This is a genomic window from Caloramator sp. Dgby_cultured_2 (assembly GCF_028872215.1).
Lineage (GTDB): Bacteria > Bacillota > Clostridia > Clostridiales > Caloramatoraceae > Caloramator > Caloramator australicus.
The window spans coordinates 1258822-1277168 of the sequence record NZ_CP118396.1 but is presented as its reverse complement, the minus strand read 5'-3'; the positions used below and the strand labels follow the sequence as shown (position 1 = coordinate 1277168).

The 18347-nt window shown below is 33.0% G+C and carries 27 protein-coding genes and 7 pseudogenes; 33 read left to right on the top strand and 1 reads right to left on the bottom strand.

From position 1 onward, the window contains the following. Positions 1–8: 8 nt before the first annotated feature. The 7 genes from PWK10_RS08785 to PWK10_RS08755 all read left to right on the top strand — a co-directional run bounded on the left by PWK10_RS08785 (position 9) and on the right by PWK10_RS08755 (position 2698). Positions 9–521: an Ig-like domain-containing protein gene (locus tag PWK10_RS08785; RefSeq protein WP_274768038.1), complete on the top strand. Its 513-nt coding sequence runs from the start codon at positions 9–11 to the stop codon at positions 519–521. 95 nt (positions 522–616) lie between these two features. Then, positions 617–1141: a hypothetical protein gene (locus PWK10_RS08780; protein WP_274768037.1), complete on the top strand. Its 525-nt coding sequence runs from the start codon at positions 617–619 to the stop codon at positions 1139–1141. A 113-nt stretch (positions 1142–1254) separates the two neighbouring features. After that, positions 1255–1500 (top strand): hypothetical protein, encoded by a 246-nt coding sequence (locus PWK10_RS08775; protein WP_274768036.1) that lies wholly within the window; start codon positions 1255–1257, stop codon positions 1498–1500. Between the two features lie 23 nt (positions 1501–1523). Beyond that, complete coding sequence (locus PWK10_RS08770) at positions 1524–1775, top strand: hypothetical protein (RefSeq protein ID WP_274768035.1); 252 nt, start codon at positions 1524–1526, stop codon at positions 1773–1775. Continuing rightward, complete coding sequence (locus PWK10_RS08765) at positions 1748–1963, top strand: hypothetical protein (protein ID WP_274768034.1); 216 nt, start codon at positions 1748–1750, stop codon at positions 1961–1963. The genes PWK10_RS08770 and PWK10_RS08765 overlap by 28 nt, the downstream gene beginning before the upstream one ends. Then, positions 1929–2261, top strand: a complete 333-nt coding sequence (locus PWK10_RS08760; protein ID WP_274768033.1) for a hypothetical protein — start codon at positions 1929–1931, stop codon at positions 2259–2261. Before PWK10_RS08765 ends, PWK10_RS08760 begins: the two co-directional genes overlap by 35 nt. A 65-nt stretch (positions 2262–2326) precedes the next feature. Next, positions 2327–2698, top strand: coding sequence for a hypothetical protein (locus PWK10_RS08755; protein ID WP_274768032.1), 372 nt, complete (start codon positions 2327–2329; stop codon positions 2696–2698). Positions 2699–2834: 136 nt separating this feature from the next. Here PWK10_RS08755 and PWK10_RS08750 read toward each other — a convergent pair whose 3' ends face one another. Beyond that, positions 2835–3524 carry a PHP domain-containing protein gene (locus PWK10_RS08750; protein WP_274768031.1) on the bottom strand — a complete coding sequence of 230 codons (690 nt, stop codon included), beginning with the start codon at positions 3522–3524 and terminating at the stop codon, positions 2835–2837. 203 nt (positions 3525–3727) lie between these two features. On the opposite strand from PWK10_RS08750, the gene PWK10_RS08745 reads away from it, so the two are divergent. The 26 genes and pseudogenes from PWK10_RS08745 to PWK10_RS18610 all read left to right on the top strand — a co-directional run bounded on the left by PWK10_RS08745 (position 3728) and on the right by PWK10_RS18610 (position 18120). After that, the gene (locus PWK10_RS08745) at positions 3728–4159 is read left to right on the top strand and encodes a hypothetical protein (RefSeq protein ID WP_274768029.1); all 432 of its coding nucleotides are present in this window, start codon (positions 3728–3730) and stop codon (positions 4157–4159) included. A 68-nt stretch (positions 4160–4227) separates the two neighbouring features. Beyond that, positions 4228–4890, top strand: a complete 663-nt coding sequence (locus tag PWK10_RS08740) for a methyl-accepting chemotaxis protein (protein WP_274768028.1) — start codon at positions 4228–4230, stop codon at positions 4888–4890. A 41-nt stretch (positions 4891–4931) separates the two neighbouring features. Continuing rightward, complete coding sequence (locus tag PWK10_RS08735) at positions 4932–5207, top strand: hypothetical protein (RefSeq protein WP_274768027.1); 276 nt, start codon at positions 4932–4934, stop codon at positions 5205–5207. A gap of 134 nt (positions 5208–5341) precedes the next feature. Then, positions 5342–6546, top strand: a pseudogene (locus PWK10_RS08730) (aconitase X). Positions 6547–6555: 9 nt separating this feature from the next. Next, the gene (locus PWK10_RS08725; RefSeq protein WP_274768026.1) at positions 6556–6846 is read left to right on the top strand and encodes an aconitase X swivel domain-containing protein; all 291 of its coding nucleotides are present in this window, start codon (positions 6556–6558) and stop codon (positions 6844–6846) included. A 162-nt stretch (positions 6847–7008) separates the two neighbouring features. After that, positions 7009–7782 (top strand): oxidoreductase, encoded by a 774-nt coding sequence (locus tag PWK10_RS08720; protein ID WP_274768024.1) that lies wholly within the window; start codon positions 7009–7011, stop codon positions 7780–7782. After that, positions 7767–7910, top strand: coding sequence for a hypothetical protein (locus tag PWK10_RS08715; protein WP_274768023.1), 144 nt, complete (start codon positions 7767–7769; stop codon positions 7908–7910). Before PWK10_RS08720 ends, PWK10_RS08715 begins: the two co-directional genes overlap by 16 nt. Beyond that, complete coding sequence (locus PWK10_RS08710) at positions 7898–8257, top strand: oxidoreductase (protein WP_274768022.1); 360 nt, start codon at positions 7898–7900, stop codon at positions 8255–8257. Before PWK10_RS08715 ends, PWK10_RS08710 begins: the two co-directional genes overlap by 13 nt. Before the next feature lie 16 nt (positions 8258–8273). Further along, complete coding sequence (locus tag PWK10_RS08705) at positions 8274–8636, top strand: hypothetical protein (RefSeq protein WP_274768021.1); 363 nt, start codon at positions 8274–8276, stop codon at positions 8634–8636. 101 nt (positions 8637–8737) lie between these two features. Beyond that, positions 8738–8932, top strand: coding sequence for a hypothetical protein (locus PWK10_RS08700; protein ID WP_274768020.1), 195 nt, complete (start codon positions 8738–8740; stop codon positions 8930–8932). Positions 8933–9300: 368 nt separating this feature from the next. Next, positions 9301–9762, top strand: coding sequence for an alkaline phosphatase family protein (locus PWK10_RS08695; protein ID WP_274768019.1), 462 nt, complete (start codon positions 9301–9303; stop codon positions 9760–9762). A gap of 61 nt (positions 9763–9823) precedes the next feature. Next, on the top strand, positions 9824–10438 hold the full coding sequence (locus tag PWK10_RS08690; RefSeq protein ID WP_274768018.1) for an alkaline phosphatase family protein: 615 nt from the start codon (positions 9824–9826) through the stop codon (positions 10436–10438). Positions 10439–10538: 100 nt separating this feature from the next. After that, a pseudogene (locus PWK10_RS19745) lies at positions 10539–11797 on the top strand (MFS transporter). A gap of 21 nt (positions 11798–11818) precedes the next feature. After that, complete coding sequence (locus tag PWK10_RS18615) at positions 11819–11923, top strand: patatin-like phospholipase family protein (RefSeq protein ID WP_342455666.1); 105 nt, start codon at positions 11819–11821, stop codon at positions 11921–11923. A 36-nt stretch (positions 11924–11959) separates the two neighbouring features. Further along, on the top strand, positions 11960–12166 hold the full coding sequence (locus tag PWK10_RS08680; RefSeq protein ID WP_274768017.1) for a hypothetical protein: 207 nt from the start codon (positions 11960–11962) through the stop codon (positions 12164–12166). Positions 12167–12216: 50 nt separating this feature from the next. Continuing rightward, positions 12217–12585 (top strand): hypothetical protein, encoded by a 369-nt coding sequence (locus PWK10_RS08675; protein ID WP_274768016.1) that lies wholly within the window; start codon positions 12217–12219, stop codon positions 12583–12585. Positions 12586–12658: 73 nt separating this feature from the next. Beyond that, entirely contained in the window at positions 12659–13183 is a 525-nt protein-coding gene (locus PWK10_RS08670; protein ID WP_274768015.1) for a sigma-70 family RNA polymerase sigma factor, read from the top strand. Next, a complete protein-coding gene (locus PWK10_RS08665) occupies positions 13173–14363 on the top strand; it encodes a beta-propeller domain-containing protein (RefSeq protein ID WP_274768014.1) in 1191 nt (396 codons plus the stop codon). The genes PWK10_RS08670 and PWK10_RS08665 overlap by 11 nt, the downstream gene beginning before the upstream one ends. Beyond that, positions 14333–15190 carry a beta-propeller domain-containing protein gene (locus PWK10_RS08660; RefSeq protein WP_274768197.1) on the top strand — a complete coding sequence of 286 codons (858 nt, stop codon included), beginning with the start codon at positions 14333–14335 and terminating at the stop codon, positions 15188–15190. The genes PWK10_RS08665 and PWK10_RS08660 overlap by 31 nt, the downstream gene beginning before the upstream one ends. Positions 15191–15253: 63 nt before the next feature. Then, positions 15254–15474, top strand: a pseudogene (locus PWK10_RS08655) ((2Fe-2S)-binding protein). Between the two features lie 9 nt (positions 15475–15483). Beyond that, positions 15484–15839: pseudogene (locus tag PWK10_RS19740) on the top strand (molybdopterin-binding protein). Positions 15840–15922: 83 nt separating this feature from the next. Then, a pseudogene (locus PWK10_RS19735) lies at positions 15923–16728 on the top strand (nicotinamide-nucleotide amidohydrolase family protein). Then, positions 16710–17609: pseudogene (locus PWK10_RS08645) on the top strand (sigma 54-interacting transcriptional regulator); the annotation flags it as partial. The pseudogenes PWK10_RS19735 and PWK10_RS08645, both read left to right, overlap by 19 nt. A gap of 158 nt (positions 17610–17767) precedes the next feature. Then, positions 17768–17821: pseudogene (locus PWK10_RS19730) on the top strand (hypothetical protein); the annotation flags it as partial. Positions 17822–17836: 15 nt separating this feature from the next. Beyond that, on the top strand, positions 17837–17995 hold the full coding sequence (locus tag PWK10_RS08630) for a hypothetical protein (protein WP_274768011.1): 159 nt from the start codon (positions 17837–17839) through the stop codon (positions 17993–17995). Continuing rightward, on the top strand, positions 17995–18120 hold the full coding sequence (locus PWK10_RS18610; protein WP_342455742.1) for a helix-turn-helix domain-containing protein: 126 nt from the start codon (positions 17995–17997) through the stop codon (positions 18118–18120). Before PWK10_RS08630 ends, PWK10_RS18610 begins: the two co-directional genes overlap by 1 nt. The last annotated feature ends 227 nt before the right edge of the window (positions 18121–18347 follow it).

The following is an 18347-nucleotide window of genomic DNA, read 5'->3' as shown; positions in this document are numbered from 1 at the left end:
AGGACAACATGAAAAGAGTTAGATTGGGTTTAACTTTTTTACTTTTATTTTTATTTTTATTTAATTTTTCCGCATTTGCGAAAAGCAGTATAAATAATAAAACAAGCTACCAATTAAACTTCAAATCAAAGATTTTAAAAATAGGTGAGAGTTTTAATTTAAAGGTTATCTCAAAATCTCAAAGTGTAAATAATTTAAAAGTTGCTTTTTCATCAAGCAATAATAGGGTTGCTAGTGTAGATAAAAATGGAAGGGTTAGAGCAATTGGAGTTGGCTATGCAGAGATTAGGGCAGAAATTAAAGATAAAAATATAAGACTAGCTTGTATAATACAAGTAAAACCCAATGAGGTTGAAAAAATCAGTTTAAATGTAAGAAAATTAAATTTAAAGGTAGGGGAAACATATGAGTTAAGTGCAAAAGTATATCCTAACAATGCAACAAATAAAGATTTAATTTGGATAAACAGCAATCCAGAAATAGTTGAAGTTTATAATGGAAAAGTTTTTGCCAAAAATTAGGGCATTCAGTTGTAACAGTTTATTCTCATGATAAAAAAGCATATGATAAATGTTTAATTAGTATTATAGATGAAGAGATTAAAAATTTTCCTAATATGCCTCTTGAAGAGCAGGCCGAGTATGTAATAAAAAATTATTGCAAGGATGGTTATTATATTTTAGAATCAGTAGCAAATAAAAAGAATGATACTATATTAAATCTTATTAAGAAGTGGAAAATGGATGAATTATTTAATACTATAAAAGTTGCTGTCCATGAGGAATGTCATGACTACCAAAATATAATGAATAAAAGCCAATATGACTGGAATAATCGATTTTGGATTATTAATCAAACACATATTTTGAATGGGCAACCGATTGTTGTAAAATTTGTTCCGGACAAATTATTTAAAACTGAACTTGCTTTAAATAATATACCAGAAAATTTGAAAACTTTAAGATGGAAAACGTATGTTTCTAGTGGTAGCCAAAATGCTAGCAATGTTTATGGTATATATGGCTTGTTACAGGAATATGAAGCTTATTACCACGGAGATAAAGCAGTTTATGATACCTTTGAATATGTCAAAAAATTCCTTTTACAGTTGAAAATTTCTCAACTTATTATGAAAGAATAGGTGGAACGGCATTTTATGAATTTACTTATTATATTTTAAGTTATTTAAAATATGCACAAGAAAATAGACCTGATGTTTACAATATTATCATCAATGATGAAAACTTTAGACTTGTGTTTAAATATGTATATACAAATTATAAATCCTTGGTAGAAGAGATGAAATTAAAAAGAGCACAAGAGATTAAAGATTATCTTATAAAAATGGGATATGATGTTGAGTTTGGGGTGTTTGATATAACAATTTCTGGTAATGGAAGTTGGTCTTCTATTTCTACAGGTAGCTATAATATTTTCAATTTGAAGAAGGAGCTTGAAAAGGAAGAATATAAAAAGTTTCTAAATGAAATTCTAAAATAAATATTTTTGGGGTGGGGTGTTGTATGTGTGATACTTTAGTTGCCCTTAAAAGTTGGACTAAAAATGGGGCTGTTATTTTTGGCAAAAATAGCGATAGAGAAAAGGATGAACCTCATGTTATAATAAGGGTTCCAAGAAAAAACATAGTAAGGATGAAAAGGTTAAATGCACCTATATTGAAATTCCGCAGGTTGAGGAAACCTACGACTGCATTTTATTTAAGCCCTCATGGATTTATGGTGCAGAGATGGGAGTTAACGAATTTGGTGTTGTAATAGGTAACGAAGCGGTTTTTACAAAGGAAGGGCAGGGCCCTCCTGCACTTTTAGGTATGGATATGCTAAGGCTTGCTCTTGAGAGGAGTAAAACTGCCCTTGAGGCAGTTGAACATATTGTTTATTTTATCAAAACCTATGGTCAGGGGGTAAATGTGGATATACAAAAATTTAAGGTATCACAATAGTTTTATAATAGCCGATTTTAATTCAGCTTATAAATTAGAAACAGCAGACAAAAAATGGGCCCTTAAGAAGATAGAGGATTTTGACAGCATATCTAATTCATTAAGTATAACTGATGACTATGATATGCTAAGTAGCGATGCAGAGGAAGGATTTATCTATAATAAAGTTACTAATAGAAAAAACTTCAATTTTAAAGAAAGATATGAAAACAAATTGATTGCTAAAATTGCATCTGGAGATTTTAGAAGAAATATTACTTATAATTTTTTAAAGGAAAAGAAGGGAAACTTAAAGTAGAGGATCTTTTTGATATTTTAAGATATCATACAAATTTAAACTCAAAAAATATTTTTAATGGTTCAATGAAAAATATTTGTATGCATGAAAAAAGCATGATTTCAAGTGAAACAACAGGAAGTATGGTTGTAGAACTTATTGATGGACAAATTAATATATGGGCTACAGGATCATCGCTGCCCTGTTTGTCAACATATAAGCCCCTTTGGTTTATAGATAGCGATGTATTTTTCTATGAGGATGATTTAGAAGAGGCAGTTGAATATTGGAGAAGGGAAAGGGAATTTATAAAGCAAGTTGAGGAAGGTAAAATTGATAGGGAAGTATTTATTAAAAACAGAGAACAGCATGAGAAGGAGCTATTAGAGAGGGTAGCTTTGGCAAAATCAGATGAAGATAAAAGGGAAATTATGAAAATTGCATGGGAAATAAAGTGAAAATTGAATTTAGTAAAGAATGCTAATGAAATATAGGGACAGTTCTAATCTAAATAGCAACTGTCCCTTTAATTTTGTCATAATAATTATTCTTGGAGAAAAAATGATTTGCAAGGTGTGGATAAATTCTTTCAGTTTAGCAGCATAGCTCCAGACTTTTTAAGAAATATTTTATTTCACTATTATTAAGATAAACTGTTCCAATAAAACTATGTTTTGAATTTTTATTTTTGATTGAATGAAAATCAGAACCTGCTGTATAAAATGAGAATTTTGATAGTGCAAGGTTTATAAAATAAAGAGATGTATTGAAGTCAGTATTTGAGTATTTGGCTTCAATACCATCAAAGGGAAGACTTAAAACTTGTTCTATGTTTTTATTGGATATTCGCATTGGATGGGCTAAAACAACTGATGCCCCAAAACATCTTAATAAATTTATCCCCTCAAGAACAGATAACTTGCCTTCCTTAAGTTCTAAATCTATATGATTTTTTAGTATTTTTCTTACTTTTTTAAACCTATGGGATTTAATAAGCTTTAGTATTTCCTGGAATGTATCATGTTGATAAAGATTATTTTTAAAATATCCTAACAAATGAACGCTTTCGCAATTAAATTTAGTCGAAAGTTCAACAGCAGGGACTACTGATACACCATAATTTCTACCTGCTTCAACTGCCTCTGATATTCCAGCTGTTGTATTATGATCAGCAATTGAAATCACATCGATTTGATTTATTTTTGATAAAATAATTATTTCGGTGGGGTTGTATTTACCATCAGAGGCATTACTATGAATATGAAAATCACCTTTATTTAACATATTTAACCCCACCAAATAAAAGTAATATCAATGCTAATATATGTGATATATATAACGATTGTTAATTAATTTTTAGTTGAATTTTTCATAAATTATAGAATCTTTTTTAAAAATTAATATAGCATGTTAAGTTTATAACGATTAAGACGATAACTATTTTGTGGAAATATTATGAAAAATGTCAAGTGAATGGAGGGGTTTTAATGAAGGACTTGGAAATGCTTCATCAAAGGAACAAACTTCTTATTAGGCTTTTATGGTTGTCTCTTGTGCTGGGAGTTATTGTGGATATTGCAAACAAGCTTCCTACGAAAACAATTTTATCAGTTGCAATAACCGGAAGCATAATATCATCCATTATAACTTATTTGATTGCTAAAAGAAAATTTATTCACAGCATTAAGTATTTGATAGCCATCTCATTAATAATCTTTTCGTATATGATACTAAACGCCTCAACGGGATCCACTTCTTTTGTAAACGTATTAATAATATATTTTAGTATAGCAGTTATTTCCCTTTATCATGATTATAGAGTTATTATAGTTTCTGGTATTTTAGGCCTTATTTTAACTAATTATTCTTTCTTTGCATATAGAGATACTATGTTTCAGAACGTTCCGCAAAAACGTTAATTTCTCTAAACCTTTATTTAGTTTTATATACTGCAATCTTAATTGCACAAAGTAAAATAGGAGAAAATATGAGAAATGAGCTTGATGAAAAACAAAATGAGGCAACAACAGCAAAGGAAAAAATTGAGGGGGTATTGAAAGAGGTTAAAAGGACGGTTGAATTTTTATTAAGCTTTAGTTCAAATTTGCAAAACAATGTTGAGGCAGTTGGGCACATTACATCTGATATTTCATCTGCATATTCTGAGGTTTTAAAGGGAGTGGATTCTCAAACAATAAGCGTAAACGGTATTAGTGAATCGATTATAGATATAGATAAAAATGTAGAAGAACTTTTACTGAAATCTGGCGAAATGAAAAGGGCATCAAAGGAGATTGCTGAGATTTCACAACATGGTCAAGATAGCATAGAGGGACTTTCACAGGATATGAATAGGGTGCATGAAATAATTATAAATACTGTTGAGCTAATGAAGGAACTTAACAATAAAAACAGCGAAATATCATCAATATTAAATGCGATAACTTCAATTGCAGCTCAAACTAATCTTTTAGCTTTGAATGCTTCTATAGAAGCTGCAAGGGCAGGAGAGCATGGTAAAGGTTTTGCAGTTGTAGCAAGTGAGGTTTTAAAGCTTGCAGAAAGCTCAAGAAGGGCAACGGAGGAGATTGCAAATATTTTAAAGGATATAGAAATCAAAACAAAAATGTTGCTGAAAAGGTTAACTTAGGCCAGGAAGCGGCAGAAACAAGCATTAGGACAAAAGAAAAAGTGGATGAGATATTTAAAAATATATTAACAATAAGCCAGAATGTTCTTGCTTATTCTAACGATGTGGACAATGGATTAGAAGGTATAAAAACTTCTTCCTCTAAGGTAAGCCATGAGGTTCAAACTATAGCAGCCTTTACAGAGGAAAACACCGCCGCTATGGAGGAGGTTATGGCAAGCATAGAGTCACAGGAGGAAAGAGTGCAGGATATAGTAAAGAGCTTTAGTGAATTAGAAAGGATGACAAAGGAACTAAATAGCCTATTAAATAATTAAATAATCCCACCTAAAAGGGTGGGTTTAATAATAAATTTAAACTTAAGGGGGATTCCTGTGGGGAACGGCATGTTTTTAACTGATGAGGAAAAAAGATTTTAGAAGGGGAGTTTGGGGAAACCCTTCAAAAGGTTATGAAAACGGTGGTATTGTATGGACAAACCTTTGGGGCTAAAAGACTTGTGAAATTAGATGGACCAGTCCATCTTGTTACTTCCTTCGGCATTCCTATGCTAACGCCTGTCTTTGAAATGATGGAGGAACTTATAAAATCAAACATTAAGGCCCAAAAGCCCTTTACGGTTGATCCAAGACCTTTGGATTATTGCAATGTTCCTGTTAATATTTTAAAAAAACTAGTTTTTAAAGTGATGTATGGAAAGCAAAAGGATTATGAAGACCAATTAAGGGCTGTAGGCCTTAAGGATGATAATGCATTTACCTGTGCTTGTTATCTACCTGAAGTTGGGAATATTCCTAAAAGGGAGATATTCTTGCCTGGGCGGAATCATCTGCAGTAGTTTATGCTAATTCAGTTATTGGTGCAAGAACTAATAGAAACTCAGGAATAATAGAACTAATGTCGGGGATTTTAGGAAAAACACCAGAATTTGGTTTTCTAACAGATGAAGGAAGAAGAGCAGCATGGTTAGTAGAAGTAAAAACAAGCAAATTGCCTAACCCTCAAGTTTTAGGAAGCGCAATAGGAATGAAGGTAGTTGAGGATGTTCCCTACATAATAGGGCTAGATAGATTTTTAGGCACAGGACTTTCTGAAGATACCAAGGATTATTTAAAGGACATGGGGGCTGCAAGTGCATCAAATGGTGCCGTTGGACTTTATCATGTTGAAAATATAACTCCTGAAGCAGCTGAAATGGGAAGGCAGCTTCTTAAGGAAGGATATAAGACCTATGTTATAGATGATGAAGAAATTAAAAGGGTAATTAATTCCTATCCTATAATGTGGAAGAATATAAATGCAAAACCTAAGGTATGCTTTATCGGATGTCCACACCTTTCTTTAAATCAACTTTATTATTGGACGGAAAGAATAGTAAAGGCTCTTGAAAATGTAGGACAAAAGAAATTAAAGATAACAACTATTTTATGTGCGCCACCGGATGTTATTGATGCCTTTAAACGGGATGAGAAGTCATATAATAGGTTGATTCAAACGGGAGCAAAAATAACTTATATCTGTCCTTTGATGTATATGAATAATCCCTTATGTGCAAAAGAGGCAGTTATAACCAATTCAAATAAATTAAGAACCTATTCGACAGCAAGATTTTATTTAGATGACGAGATTTTAGATAGAATAGTTAGGGGATATTAGGGGGATATTATGCCGAAAATCTTCAAGGGAAGAGTAGTGTTAGGAGGAATTTTTAAGGGCGAAGCGGTTGTAACCCACAAGGGTCTTAATATACTTGCTTCCTTTCAGAAAAGCGCCCTAAAAAAATCCAAAAGGGTTATTTGTGCTGACCAGAATAATGAAGAGTTATTTGGAAAGGATTTGACGGATAAAATAATATGTCTACCGACTACAATTGGTTCAACAACAGGAGGAATGGTATTAGAAGCAGTTGCAAGGCTTGGGACTGCACCGGCGGCTATGCTTTTTCAGGGCATATAGATTCTTTAGCAGCGGCGGGTGTAATTTTAAGCGATGTTTGGGTAAATAAAAGAATAATTACAATTGACCAGTTAGGAGAAGAATTTTTAAATACAGTTAAAACGGGGGATATCCTTGAGATTAAGGAAGATGGCACAATTATCATAGAATAGGGGGATGGGTATGGAATACTCAAAGTTATTTGAGGCTGGCTATATTGGAAAATGCAAAATTAAAAATAGAATCATTATGGCACCAATGGGAAACATAAACATGGCTGATCCTATTGGAAGGCCCCTTCAAAAGATGATAGATTATTTTGCTGAAAGGGCAAAGGGAGGCACAGGACTTTTAATTACAGGTTTAATTCCTGTTTCCTATGGGATAGATCCAACTGTTTCTGAGGACAACGATACTACGTATTTTCCAAGGATCGACGGCTCATCAAGAACAAGGCTTTCAGGGTGGAGGGACTTAACTAGTGCAGTTCACTCCTATGATGCAAAAATATTTATACAGCTGACAGCAGGCCTTGGAAGGGTAGGTTCACCTGAACCAGCCCTTAAAGGGAAATTATTAAAATCTGCATCCTTTAATAGAAACTTTTATGTTCCACAAGTCCCACATATTCCCTTTACCGATAGGGAGATAAGGAAAATAGTCAAAAATTTTGGCCAGGCGGCTGTTAACGCAAAGGTAAGTGGGTTTGACGGAGTTCAGTTACATGGCCATGAAGGATATCTTATGGATCAATTAACTTCTGCTCCTTGGAATAGAAGGAAGTTTGGAAGATATAAAAACAAATTTCAATTTGCTGTTGATGTGGTAAGAGAAATCAAGAAAAGATGTGGGGAGGATTTCCCTATAATATATAGAGTAGACTTAACTCAAGGACTTAGGGAATCCTATGGTGATGATGTATTCAAAAAAGATTTAAAGGTATGGAAAGGACGATAGAGGAGGGACTTGAGTTTTGTAAAGTTCTTGCAGAGGCAGGAGTTGATGCCTTTGATGTAGATAAGGGTTGCTATGATAACTGGTTTTCCCTCATCCGCCAGCATACTTTGATGATATGCCTTATGTAGAGGAAATTGCAAAAAGATTGAAGGACTATTTCAATAAGGAAGGAATAAAGGCACAGGTTATAGCAGTAGGAAAACTTGGAAAACCTGAGGTTGCTGAAAAGGTTTTGCAGGATGGATTTGCAGATTTTATTATGCTTGGAAGACCCCTCCTTGCGGACCCCTATTGGCCTAAGAAGGTTTATGAAGGAAGAATAAGGGAAATAAACCACTGCATAGGGGATCAAGAAGGATGTATTCAATCCTTTATATTAGGGGGACATCCCTGCTGTGCAATAAATCCCTATACTGGATTTGAAGATTGCAAAAAAATTGAAAGGGCACATACGGTAAAAAAGTTGCTGTCATAGGTGGAGGACCTGGAGGATGCGAAGCTGCAAAAACTGCCTTTTAAGGGGGCACGAAGTTACTTTGTTTGAAAAGGGCGATAAGCTTGGAGGACAATTACTAGCAGGCAGCACAATGAAAATTAAACATGACGTAGCAAGATATATAGAAAACTTAAACTATCAAATGAATTTATTAAAGGAGAAGGGGCTAGATATAAGACTTAATACAGAAGTTAAAATCGAGGATCTTAGGGACAAATATGATGTTATAATATGTGCAAATGGCATTAAACCTTTTATTCCTAAAATTGAAGGGCTTGAAAGGATAAGATATATAGAGGCAAGGGAGCTTTTGATGAAGGGAATGGCGATCCCTCATGATGTAAAAAGGTTACAGTAGTTGGCGGAGGATTAGTAGGCTGTGAGGTTGCTTATTCCCTTGCATATGAAAGGGATTTAGAGGTAACCATTATCGAAAAGCTTCCCGATCTTATGACAGGTGTGGTTCATGCAAATAGAGCAATGCTACTTTGGATGATGATGGGCATGGGATCACCATCAGGTAAAAAGGAGGATGCGATAAAAACACCAATTAAAGCTTATACCTCCTCAGAGGTAGTAAAGTTTGATGAAGAAAGGGTTTATATAAAGGCAAATAGAAAAAGAAAAGATCCTTATACACGTGGAGGACTTTAATTCCAGAAAATATCCATAATCCTTTTGAAAGGAAGCTTGATCCTAAGGATACAGAAGAAATAGTAATAGATACGGATTATGTTGTATTTGCTACAGGTGGCATTGCAAACGATGAATTTTATTATAAGCTGTTGAGGGAAAGAGCAGCAAAGGAAATTTACGTTATTGGTGATGCAAGACAGGTAGGAAGAGCCTGGGAAGCTATAACAAGCGCCAATGAGGTTGCAAGATTTATATAAAATTTTAAGGCAGTTCCATTAAAGTTGGAACTGCCTTTTAACATATAATTAAAGGTAAGGGTGGTTGTTATTTTTTACAATTGACGTATAATTGTAAAAAGGGCAGATTTTTATTTTTGGGGTGTTATAATGGAAAATAAAGTGTTTAAACATTTGATTATCGTTTCCTTTGATGCTGTATCTAAAGATGATTTTGATGTAATAAAGGCTTTGCCTAATTTTAGTGAGTTTCTAGTTAATGCAAATTATACCTTTGACGTAGAACCTGTTTACCCAACCTTAACATATCCCATTCATGTCAGCATGATGACAGGCAAACTTCCAAGGGTGCATGGAATTATTAATAATACATTAATTCAACCAAGGATGAGAAGACCGGATTGGTATTGGGAAAGAAAATATATAAAGTTGGATACTTTATTTGACGCTGCAGCAAGAAAAGGGTTAATAACTGCTGCACTTTTATGGCCGGTTACAGCAAAGGCTAACATAAAATACAATATGCCTGAAATATTTGCAAATAGACCATGGCAAAATCAGATTACAGTATCCTTATCCTCTGGAAGTTTTTTTACCAGCTCGACCTTGTAAGGCGATTTGGACATCTTTTCAAATCCTTTAATCAGCCAGACCTAGATAATTTTGTCCTTGAATGTTCATTATATACCATAAAAAATATAAGCCTAATCTCATGCTCATTCATTTTACCGATGTCGATACACATAAACATAAATATGGCGCAAAATCTAATAAGGTTATGGAGGCTTTAAAAAGGCACGATATTAGGCTTTCAAAGATAAGACAGGCAATTGAGGATGCAGGCATTTCAAAGGATACAATTCTTTGCCTTCTTGGAGATCATGGAAGTTTAGATGTTGAAAAAGAGATCAGATTAAACAAATTATTTTTAGAAAGGGGATTGATAAGGGAGGATAAAAAGGGAAGGATTATAGATTATGATGTCTATTTAAAATCCTGCGACGGTTCGGCTTATGTTTATTTGAAGGATGATAGTAATATAGAAGTTAAAAATAAGGTTATGGAAGTTTTAGATGAATTTAATAAATACTATCCTAATGCAATTGAAAGGATATTTACAAGGGAGGATTCAGTAAACTTAGGATTTGATGAAGCTGCTTTTTTAATGTTGGAGGGCGGCAAGGGCTATAGTTTTTCAAGCAAACATTTTGGAGATGTAATTTCTCCGTCAAATTATAAGGCGGTTCATGGACAGCTTCCTGTAAAACATAAAACATTTTTGCATTGAGCGATAAAGAGGTAGATATTAGCGGTGTAAAAAGGTCACAGATTTTAAGAAGGTTTTTGATAAAATTTTAGGCTTGAAATTATAATGTTAGGGGATTTTTATGAAGCTTAATAAGCTTGAAAGGAGCTGGGCCCTTTATGATTGGGCTAATTCAGCCTACTCGATGACGGTAACCTCAACTATTTTACCTTTGTATTTTAAAATGATAACTGATTCTGCTGGAATTGAAAAAACATTTCAACGGCCTATTGGGGTTATGCAAATTCCCTTGGAACGTTGTTGATTGCAATTCTAGCACCGATATTAGGAACTATTGCTGACTATAAAGGCTATAAGAAAAAGTTTTTTAGATTCTTTTTCATGCTTGGAGTAATTTCAACGGCAATGCTTGCCATTCCAAAGGATCAATGGCTGGTTCTTCTTATTATATATTTTATTACAGAAGTTGGCTTTGCCGGGGCAAATATATTTTATGATGCCTTTTTAGTTGACGTAACGACGGAGGATAGGATGGATAGGGTATCCACAATGGGCTATGGTCTAGGATACATAGGAAGCACAATCCCATTTATTATCTGTATAGCAATAATAATACTTGCACAATTTAAAAAGATTCCTATGAGCATAGAAACTGCATCGAGAATTTCATTTGTTATAACTGCCATATGGTGGGGAGTATTTACAATTCCAATGCTTAAAAATGTAAAACAAGTCCATTATGTAGAAATAGAAAAAATCCTGTTTTGTCTAGTTTTAAAAGACTTTTTAAAACCTTAAGGGAAATAAAAAACACAAGAGCATATTTATATTCCTTCTTGCTTATTTCTTCTATATAGATGGAGTAGATACTATAATTAAGATGGCAACAGCCTATGGGTCGGATCTTGGGATAAGTTCCACAACTCTTCTTATAATTTTACTTGTGACTCAATTCGTGGCATTTCCTTTTGCACTTTTGTATGGCAGACTTGCTGAAAAGTATTCCGGAAAATTTATGCTCCTTATTGCAATAGGCATATATACATTTATATGTATTTATGCATACTTTATAAAGACGGCTTTAGATTTTTGGGTCCTTGCGATGCTGGTTGGAACATCCCAGGGAGGAATTCAAGCCCTCAGCCGTTCGTATTTCGGAAAGCTTGTTCCAAAGGAGAACTCAAACGAATTTTTGGATTTTATAATATATTTGGTAAATTTGCGGCAATAATGGGACCATTTTTAGTTGGTCTTGTTGCTCAAATTACAGGAAGGACTAATAATGGTGTTTTTAGTATAATAATTTTGTTTATCATTGGTGGGATTTTGCTTGTAAAGGTGCCTAATCAGAGCGCTAAAACAATAGGAATAGATATATAATTTTTATGGAGGCGATGCAAATTGAGGTATGGATTATGTTTAACTGGTGGTGGTGCTAAGGGAGCCTTTCAGGCTGGGATAATAAAGGCTTTGAAGGAAAAGGGCCTTAACATAAATATTGTTTAAGGAACATCCATTGGAGCTATAAATGCATATTTTATGATGAAAAATGCCTATGAAGGATTATATGACTTTTGGATAAATATGGACGGTGAAAGATATAAATCCTCACTGGATAAGGTAATTGATAATTCTAAGATAATAAACGAACTTTATTCGCTAGAAGGGGAAGATGAAAAGATAGAGCATGTTTATATAAATTATGTTTTAATCAAAAAAGCAGCTTATATGAAGTTATCGTTGATATAAAGGGAAAGGGGAAGGAAGATGCCTTAGAGGCTGTTAAAGCAAGTTCTCTTTTGCCCTACAATAATAAAGCTTTAGTGGATTTTAAAGGCAAAATGTTCGATACAAAACTTTTATTTGAAAGGTTTACTCAGGATGTTTTGTTAGGCTTATACGATGGCTTTAAACTTGATGGAGGGATTATGAATAATTGTCTTTTACAGCCTTTTATTAATCACAGGATGGATAAAATAATAATTATTGCCCTTAGGGATACCTTTGAAGTTCCTGAATATATTTATAAGTATTATAAAGAAGAGGATCTATTTGTGTTTAAACCAAATTTTAAAATAAATCCTGAGGATACAATAAGGTTTGAAAAGGATTTTTGCTTTGACTTGTTTCAAAAAGGATATGAGATGGCAAGTAAAGTAGAAGTTTAGGGGACATATGTCCCTAAATTTATGCAACGAAAAGCATATGAAAGTCGTCTAAAGGTTGAAGGGAGGGTTAATCGTGGATAGAGCGGAGGATTCAAGGAAAATTGAAGATTTAGTAGAAAAATATGGCGATGATGTTTTGAGAATTTGTTTTGTATATACAAAGGACTATGCTGCAGCGCAGGATTTGTTTCAAGAGACGTTTATAAAGGTTTATAAAAACCTAAAGAATTTTAGAGGGGATTCAAGCGAAAAAACATGGATTATCCGTATAGCGATAAATGTCTGCAAGGACTATTTAAAAAGTGCTTGGATTAAAAGGTTTATATTTTTAGATGAAATAAAGGAAAACAGCTCTACCGATGTAGAGGGTTTGGTAATAGATGAAATTAAAAAGCATGAAGTAATTAAGGCAGTTTTAAGCTTACCTTCTAAGTATAGGGAAGTTATCCTTCTATATTATTATTTTGACTTCAATACGATAGAAATAGCAAAAACAATTGGGATATCAGAGACTGCAGTGAGAAGTAGATTAAAACGGGCAAGGGATCAGCTAAAAAATATTTTCAATGAAGGGGAGGTTGTTGATTATGAAGGATGACAGAAAAAGGCTTGATTTATCCGAACTTGACAAGATTAAGGCTTCAAAGGATTTGAAGACTAAGACTTTAAATAGATGCTTAGATGATGGAAATAAATTTAAAAGTTTTTTACTTTCAAAGGTTTCTCTAGTTTTTGCAGTAATTTTTGCTATTGTTTTAAGCTATGTTGCTATTGCTGTGAATAATTCTAAAGGAATAAAGGTTGTGAAAAGCTATGAACTTAAAGCAGCTAAAAGTGAAAAGGATTTGTTAAATGCCTTAAAGAGCGTTGGAATGCCAGCAAGGGATGGTGTATTTAATCTTGCTCAAGAAAGTGCAAAATCAGCAAGTCCTGCCCATTCTACTACAAATGTTCAAGTAGAAGGTATAGATGAGGCGGATATAATTAAAACCGATGGGAAATATATATATTCAATTAACAATTATAAAAATGAACTGATAATTTTTAAGGCGAACGATAGGGCTGAAATAATAAAAAGGCTAAAGGGAAAAGAACTATATGCAAATATAATAAATGCTGACTTAAATAACCTCTATTTAAGAGAAATGTTTATTTATGAAAAGGAAGATAAAAAATATTTAGTTTTATTATCCGGATTGATTAGATACGAACAAGAAACGGAAGAGCCATATAAAAAGTCAACGCCAAGTGAAAAAGTTGATATTATGCCTATAAGGTGGGGTGATGAGACGACTTTAATTTCAATATATGATATTAATGATATTGAAAAAATTAATTTAGTTAAGCAATTTGAAGTTTCGGGAAATGTGCTATCCAGCAGAATAAATGGGGATAATTTCTATCTTGTAACTAATAAATGGATGCGTTATTTTATTCAAGATAAAAGTGAAAAGGTTCTACCATTTTATATAGATTATGATAAACCTGATAGTAAAAATTATATAGAACCTAAAAATGTTTTATACAATGAAAATAATATAAGTTCCAGTTTTACAGTAATATCTAATATAAATTTAGATGATCTTACCTTTAAAATGCATTCGGTTTTAGGAAATTTTTATCAGATGTATATGTCTAAAGAAAATCTTTATCTTATAACACCCCAAACTGAAGCAATAAAACCAATGGAAAAAAATAATGGTCAAGATACAGTTCAATCGTTGGATAATTATAAACAAAAACCCTTATTTATAAGTTTAACTTACAAAAAGATGTAGTTTACAAGGGATATGGTGAAGTTGATGGATATATAATAAATCAATTTTCAATGGATGAATATGATGGATATTTTAGAATTGCAACCACTGAAGAAAGTTACAATGGAAATCAATTTAATACTAGCAATAACGTGTTTGTCTTGGACAGAAATCTTAAAATAGCAGGCAGCATAAGAAATATTGCTGAGGGTGAGAGGATTTACTCGGTAAGATTTGATGGAGAAAAAATGTATATGGTAACCTTCAAGCAGGTGGATCCATTATTCGTCATAGATCTTGAAAATCCTTATAGTCCTAAGATATTAGGATATCTAAAGATACCAGGATACAGCACTTACCTTCATCCATTAGGAGAAAATAGACTTATAGGAATAGGTTTAGAAACAGCGGATTTAGAAGGCAGGGTAATAAATAAGGGAATAAAGATTGCTCTGTTTGATATTTCAAATTTAGAAAAACCAAAACAAATTTCTAAGCTTGAAATAGGAGGAAGGGGAAGCTATTCAGAATCTCTATACAACCATAAGGCGTTAACTGTATATAAACCATATGATCTTTATGCCTTTGATTTGTATGAAACGAGGGATGATGATTCATATACTCAAATATTTAGAGGACTTTGTCTTTTAAGGATTAACGATAATGAAATTAAATTACTACAAAAGATTACCCATATGGATTTGTTAAAGGGCGTTAGCGAAGTTGAGGCCTATGATTATGGATATAGGGCAGTATTTGTTGACAAGTTAATGTTCGTAATTTCCAATGTTGGAGTTACTGTTTTGAATTTAGATGAGATGAAGATTATAAAGAATGAAAGGATATAGAATAAGTAGCCTGTATAGGCTACTTATTCTTTTGTTGTGGTATAATAGTAGGGAGGTGGTTATGTGAATAATAAGTTAAATAATGAGATTCTTGATAAACTTACTAAAGTTTGTTTGTGTAAAGGCATTTCACGAGCAAGTATAAAAAAGCTATAGAAGAAGGAGCTGACACATTAGAAAAGATTCAAAGAAAAACTGGAGCAGGTTCAGGTAGTTGCAGAGGTCAAAGATGCACAGTAAAGATAATAGAACTTTTGGAGGAATATAAAAATAGTAAAAATTAGGAGGGTAATATGATAGCGGAGGTAATTTCAATTGGAACTGAGCTATTGCTTGGTGATATCGTTAATACAAATGCACAGTATATAGCAAGAAGGCTAAAGGATCTTGGAATATTTGTTTACTATCAAACTGTTGTTGGGGATAATGAAAAAGACTTATGGATGCATTTGAAATTGCATTTAAAAGAAGCGATATAGTGATAACAACTGGGGGACTTGGACCGACTCAGGATGACCTTTCTAAGGAAGTTGCTGCAAAATATTTTAATAAAAATTTGATTTTAGATGAAGAAACATTAAGATCAGTAGAAGAATATTTTTCGAGAAGGAAGCTCCCATTAACTGAGGGGATAAAAAACAAGCTTTGATAATTGAAGGAGCTAAGGCTCTAAAAAATGATTATGGGACAGCACCTGGAATATATTTTGAGAAAAACGGTAAGGTCTTAATTATGATGCCTGGACCTCCTAAGGAGATGATTCCTTTATTTGAGAATAGGGTTGTTCCAATTCTTTTAAGATATACTGATAATATTCTTATGTCAAAGGTTTTAAGAATTGCAGGAATTGGAGAGAGTTTTGTTGAGGATAGGATTAAGGATTTAATAGAAGACCAGACAAATCCGACTATAGCTCCATACGTTAAGGATGGAGAGGTTACCTTAAGAATTACTGCAAAAGCAAAGGATGAAAGGGAGGCCATAGAGCTAATTGAACCTTTAGTTAAGGAAATCAATGAAAGATTAGAAGGATATGTTTATGGTGAAGGAGATACTAGCCTTGAGGAGGTTTTAGGAAATCTTTTGTTAAAGCATAATTTAAAAATCGCCGTAGCAGAATCCTGCACAGGAGGGATGATAACATCAAGGCTTGTTAATTTTCCAGGAATTTCAGCATCTTTGGTGGAGGGGTTAGTAACTTATAGTAACGAATCAAAAATGAAAAGGCTTAATGTTAGTGAAGAAACTTTAAAAAGTTTTGGTGCGGTAAGCAAAGAATGTGCAATTGAAATGGCAAGGGAGCTGCTTTAACTTCAAACTCTGATATTGGGATTTCTTCAACAGGGATTGCAGGTCCTTTAGGTGGAACAGAACAAAAGCCTGTAGGCCTTGTTTATCTTGGACTTTATTTTAATGGTAAGGAAAAATATAAGGAATTAAGGCTTTCTGGAGATAGACAAAGGATTAGACTTTTGACAACAAATTTAGCACTTCTTTGGCTTATTAATGAAATACGTTCATGGGAGAGGGGAGAATGAGTTTTTATAAGGAACTGCTTGAAATAATATTAAAATACACACAAGATGGTATTCATGTTATTGATAAAGAAGGCAATACAATAATATATAATAAAGCAATGGCTAATTTAGAGGGGATGGATGAAGAGGAGGTTTTAGGGAAAAATCTTCTTGAGATTTTCCCAAGCCTAAATGAAAATTCCAGCACCCTTTTGCATGCGTTAAAAACTGGAGAGGCTATAATAGATAGATATCAGACATATTTAAATAAAAAGGGATATAACATCACATCTGTAAATACAACAGTTCCGATTATTAAGGATGGAGAAATTTTAGGGGCAGTTGAGATTTCTAAAGATTTTACTAAGGTTAAGGAGCTTTATGATAATATAATAAAACTAACCGAAGGAACTGATGAAGGAATTTCTAGTGATTATACCACTTTTTCAAATATTATTGGATTAAGTCCCAAATTTTTAAAGGCTATCGAGATAGCCAAAAAGGCGTCAAGGTCCTCATCAACAGCTTTAATTTATGGTGAAACAGGAACAGGAAAAGAAGTTTTTGCACGTGCATTCACAATGAAAGTGCAAGAAAAAATAAACCCTTTATTGCAGTAAACTGTGCTGCCCTACCTGAAAGCCTTTTGGAGGGGATCTTATTTGGAACAGTAAAGGGGGTTTACAGGTGCAATAGACAGACCAGGGCTTTTTGAACAGGCTAATGGTGGGACCCTTCTTCTTGATGAGATAAATTCTATGCCTCTTTCACTTCAGGCAAAGCTTTTGAGGGTTTTGCAGGAAAGTTATGTAAGGAGAATTGGGGGACTTAAGGATATCCCTATCGATGTTAGAGTTATAGCAACTACCAATGAGGATCCGTATACAGCAATTCTAAACGGAAAATTTAGAAAGGATTTATATTATAGGCTGAGCGTTATTAATATTACAATTCCTCCTTTAAGAGAGAGAAAGGAGGATATAGCCTTATTTGTTAAGTATTTTATAAAAAATACAATAAAGAACTTAATAAAAATGTTTATGATGTTTCAAAGGAAGTTTATGATGCCTTTATGTCCTACGATTGGCCTGGCAATGTTAGAGAACTTAAAAATTATTTAGAAAGTGCGATGAATTTAGCAAGCGGCAGTATTTTAAAGGAGGAACATTTTTCAGGAATAAATCATGATAAAATATTTAAGAAAAAGTCTTTATCGGGGACAGCAAACATGGATATTATGGATGAAGTTGGTCTTGATGAATATCTAGAAGGAATTGAAAAAAATTAATTTTAAAGGCATTAGAAGAAACAGGTTACAACATTACAAAAGCAGCAGAAAAATTAAAAATAAAAAGACAAACCCTTCAACATAAAATGAAAAAATATAAAATTAATGAAAATGACGAAAATTAGGCATGGTCATGCAAAATATTTTGCATGACCGATTTTTTATTTTATGAGATTTTATAAAATGGGATTTGTAGTTACTTTAACAATTGCAAAAATTTTTGCATCAAAGCAGAATTTTTAGACTATTCTAAAATCATGCATAAATATTCGAAATAGTTTGATAAAAAGTAAATTTTTATTTATTAAAAATTAAAAATTTTTTAAATATAATAAAAACTTTGGCACGATAT

Bases quoted from the DNA above. Each gene is read 5' to 3' on its own strand.
- PWK10_RS08690 (WP_274768018.1), top strand. From the start codon at position 9,824: ATGTTCATTATATACCATAAAAAATATAAGCCTAATCTCATGCTCATT.
- PWK10_RS08765 (WP_274768034.1), top strand. From the start codon at position 1,748: ATGGGAGTTAACGAATTTGGTGTTGTAATAGGTAACGAAGCGGTTTTT.
- PWK10_RS08785 (WP_274768038.1), top strand. From the start codon at position 9: ATGAAAAGAGTTAGATTGGGTTTAACTTTTTTACTTTTATTTTTATTT.
- PWK10_RS08770 (WP_274768035.1), top strand. From the start codon at position 1,524: ATGTGTGATACTTTAGTTGCCCTTAAAAGTTGGACTAAAAATGGGGCT.
- PWK10_RS08710 (WP_274768022.1), top strand. From the start codon at position 7,898: ATGCCTTATGTAGAGGAAATTGCAAAAAGATTGAAGGACTATTTCAAT.
- PWK10_RS08780 (WP_274768037.1), top strand. From the start codon at position 617: ATGCCTCTTGAAGAGCAGGCCGAGTATGTAATAAAAAATTATTGCAAG.
- PWK10_RS08705 (WP_274768021.1), top strand. From the start codon at position 8,274: ATGCGAAGCTGCAAAAACTGCCTTTTAAGGGGGCACGAAGTTACTTTG.
- PWK10_RS08755 (WP_274768032.1), top strand. From the start codon at position 2,327: ATGAAAAATATTTGTATGCATGAAAAAAGCATGATTTCAAGTGAAACA.
- PWK10_RS08750 (WP_274768031.1), bottom strand. From the start codon at position 3,524: ATGTTAAATAAAGGTGATTTTCATATTCATAGTAATGCCTCTGATGGT.
- PWK10_RS08740 (WP_274768028.1), top strand. From the start codon at position 4,228: ATGAGAAATGAGCTTGATGAAAAACAAAATGAGGCAACAACAGCAAAG.
- PWK10_RS08680 (WP_274768017.1), top strand. From the start codon at position 11,960: ATGAAAAATGCCTATGAAGGATTATATGACTTTTGGATAAATATGGAC.
- PWK10_RS08715 (WP_274768023.1), top strand. From the start codon at position 7,767: ATGGAAAGGACGATAGAGGAGGGACTTGAGTTTTGTAAAGTTCTTGCA.
- PWK10_RS08720 (WP_274768024.1), top strand. From the start codon at position 7,009: ATGGAATACTCAAAGTTATTTGAGGCTGGCTATATTGGAAAATGCAAA.
- PWK10_RS08665 (WP_274768014.1), top strand. From the start codon at position 13,173: ATGAAGGATGACAGAAAAAGGCTTGATTTATCCGAACTTGACAAGATT.
- PWK10_RS08760 (WP_274768033.1), top strand. From the start codon at position 1,929: ATGTGGATATACAAAAATTTAAGGTATCACAATAGTTTTATAATAGCC.
- PWK10_RS08695 (WP_274768019.1), top strand. From the start codon at position 9,301: ATGGAAAATAAAGTGTTTAAACATTTGATTATCGTTTCCTTTGATGCT.
- PWK10_RS08630 (WP_274768011.1), top strand. From the start codon at position 17,837: ATGAATTTAGCAAGCGGCAGTATTTTAAAGGAGGAACATTTTTCAGGA.
- PWK10_RS08745 (WP_274768029.1), top strand. From the start codon at position 3,728: ATGAAGGACTTGGAAATGCTTCATCAAAGGAACAAACTTCTTATTAGG.
- PWK10_RS08725 (WP_274768026.1), top strand. From the start codon at position 6,556: ATGCCGAAAATCTTCAAGGGAAGAGTAGTGTTAGGAGGAATTTTTAAG.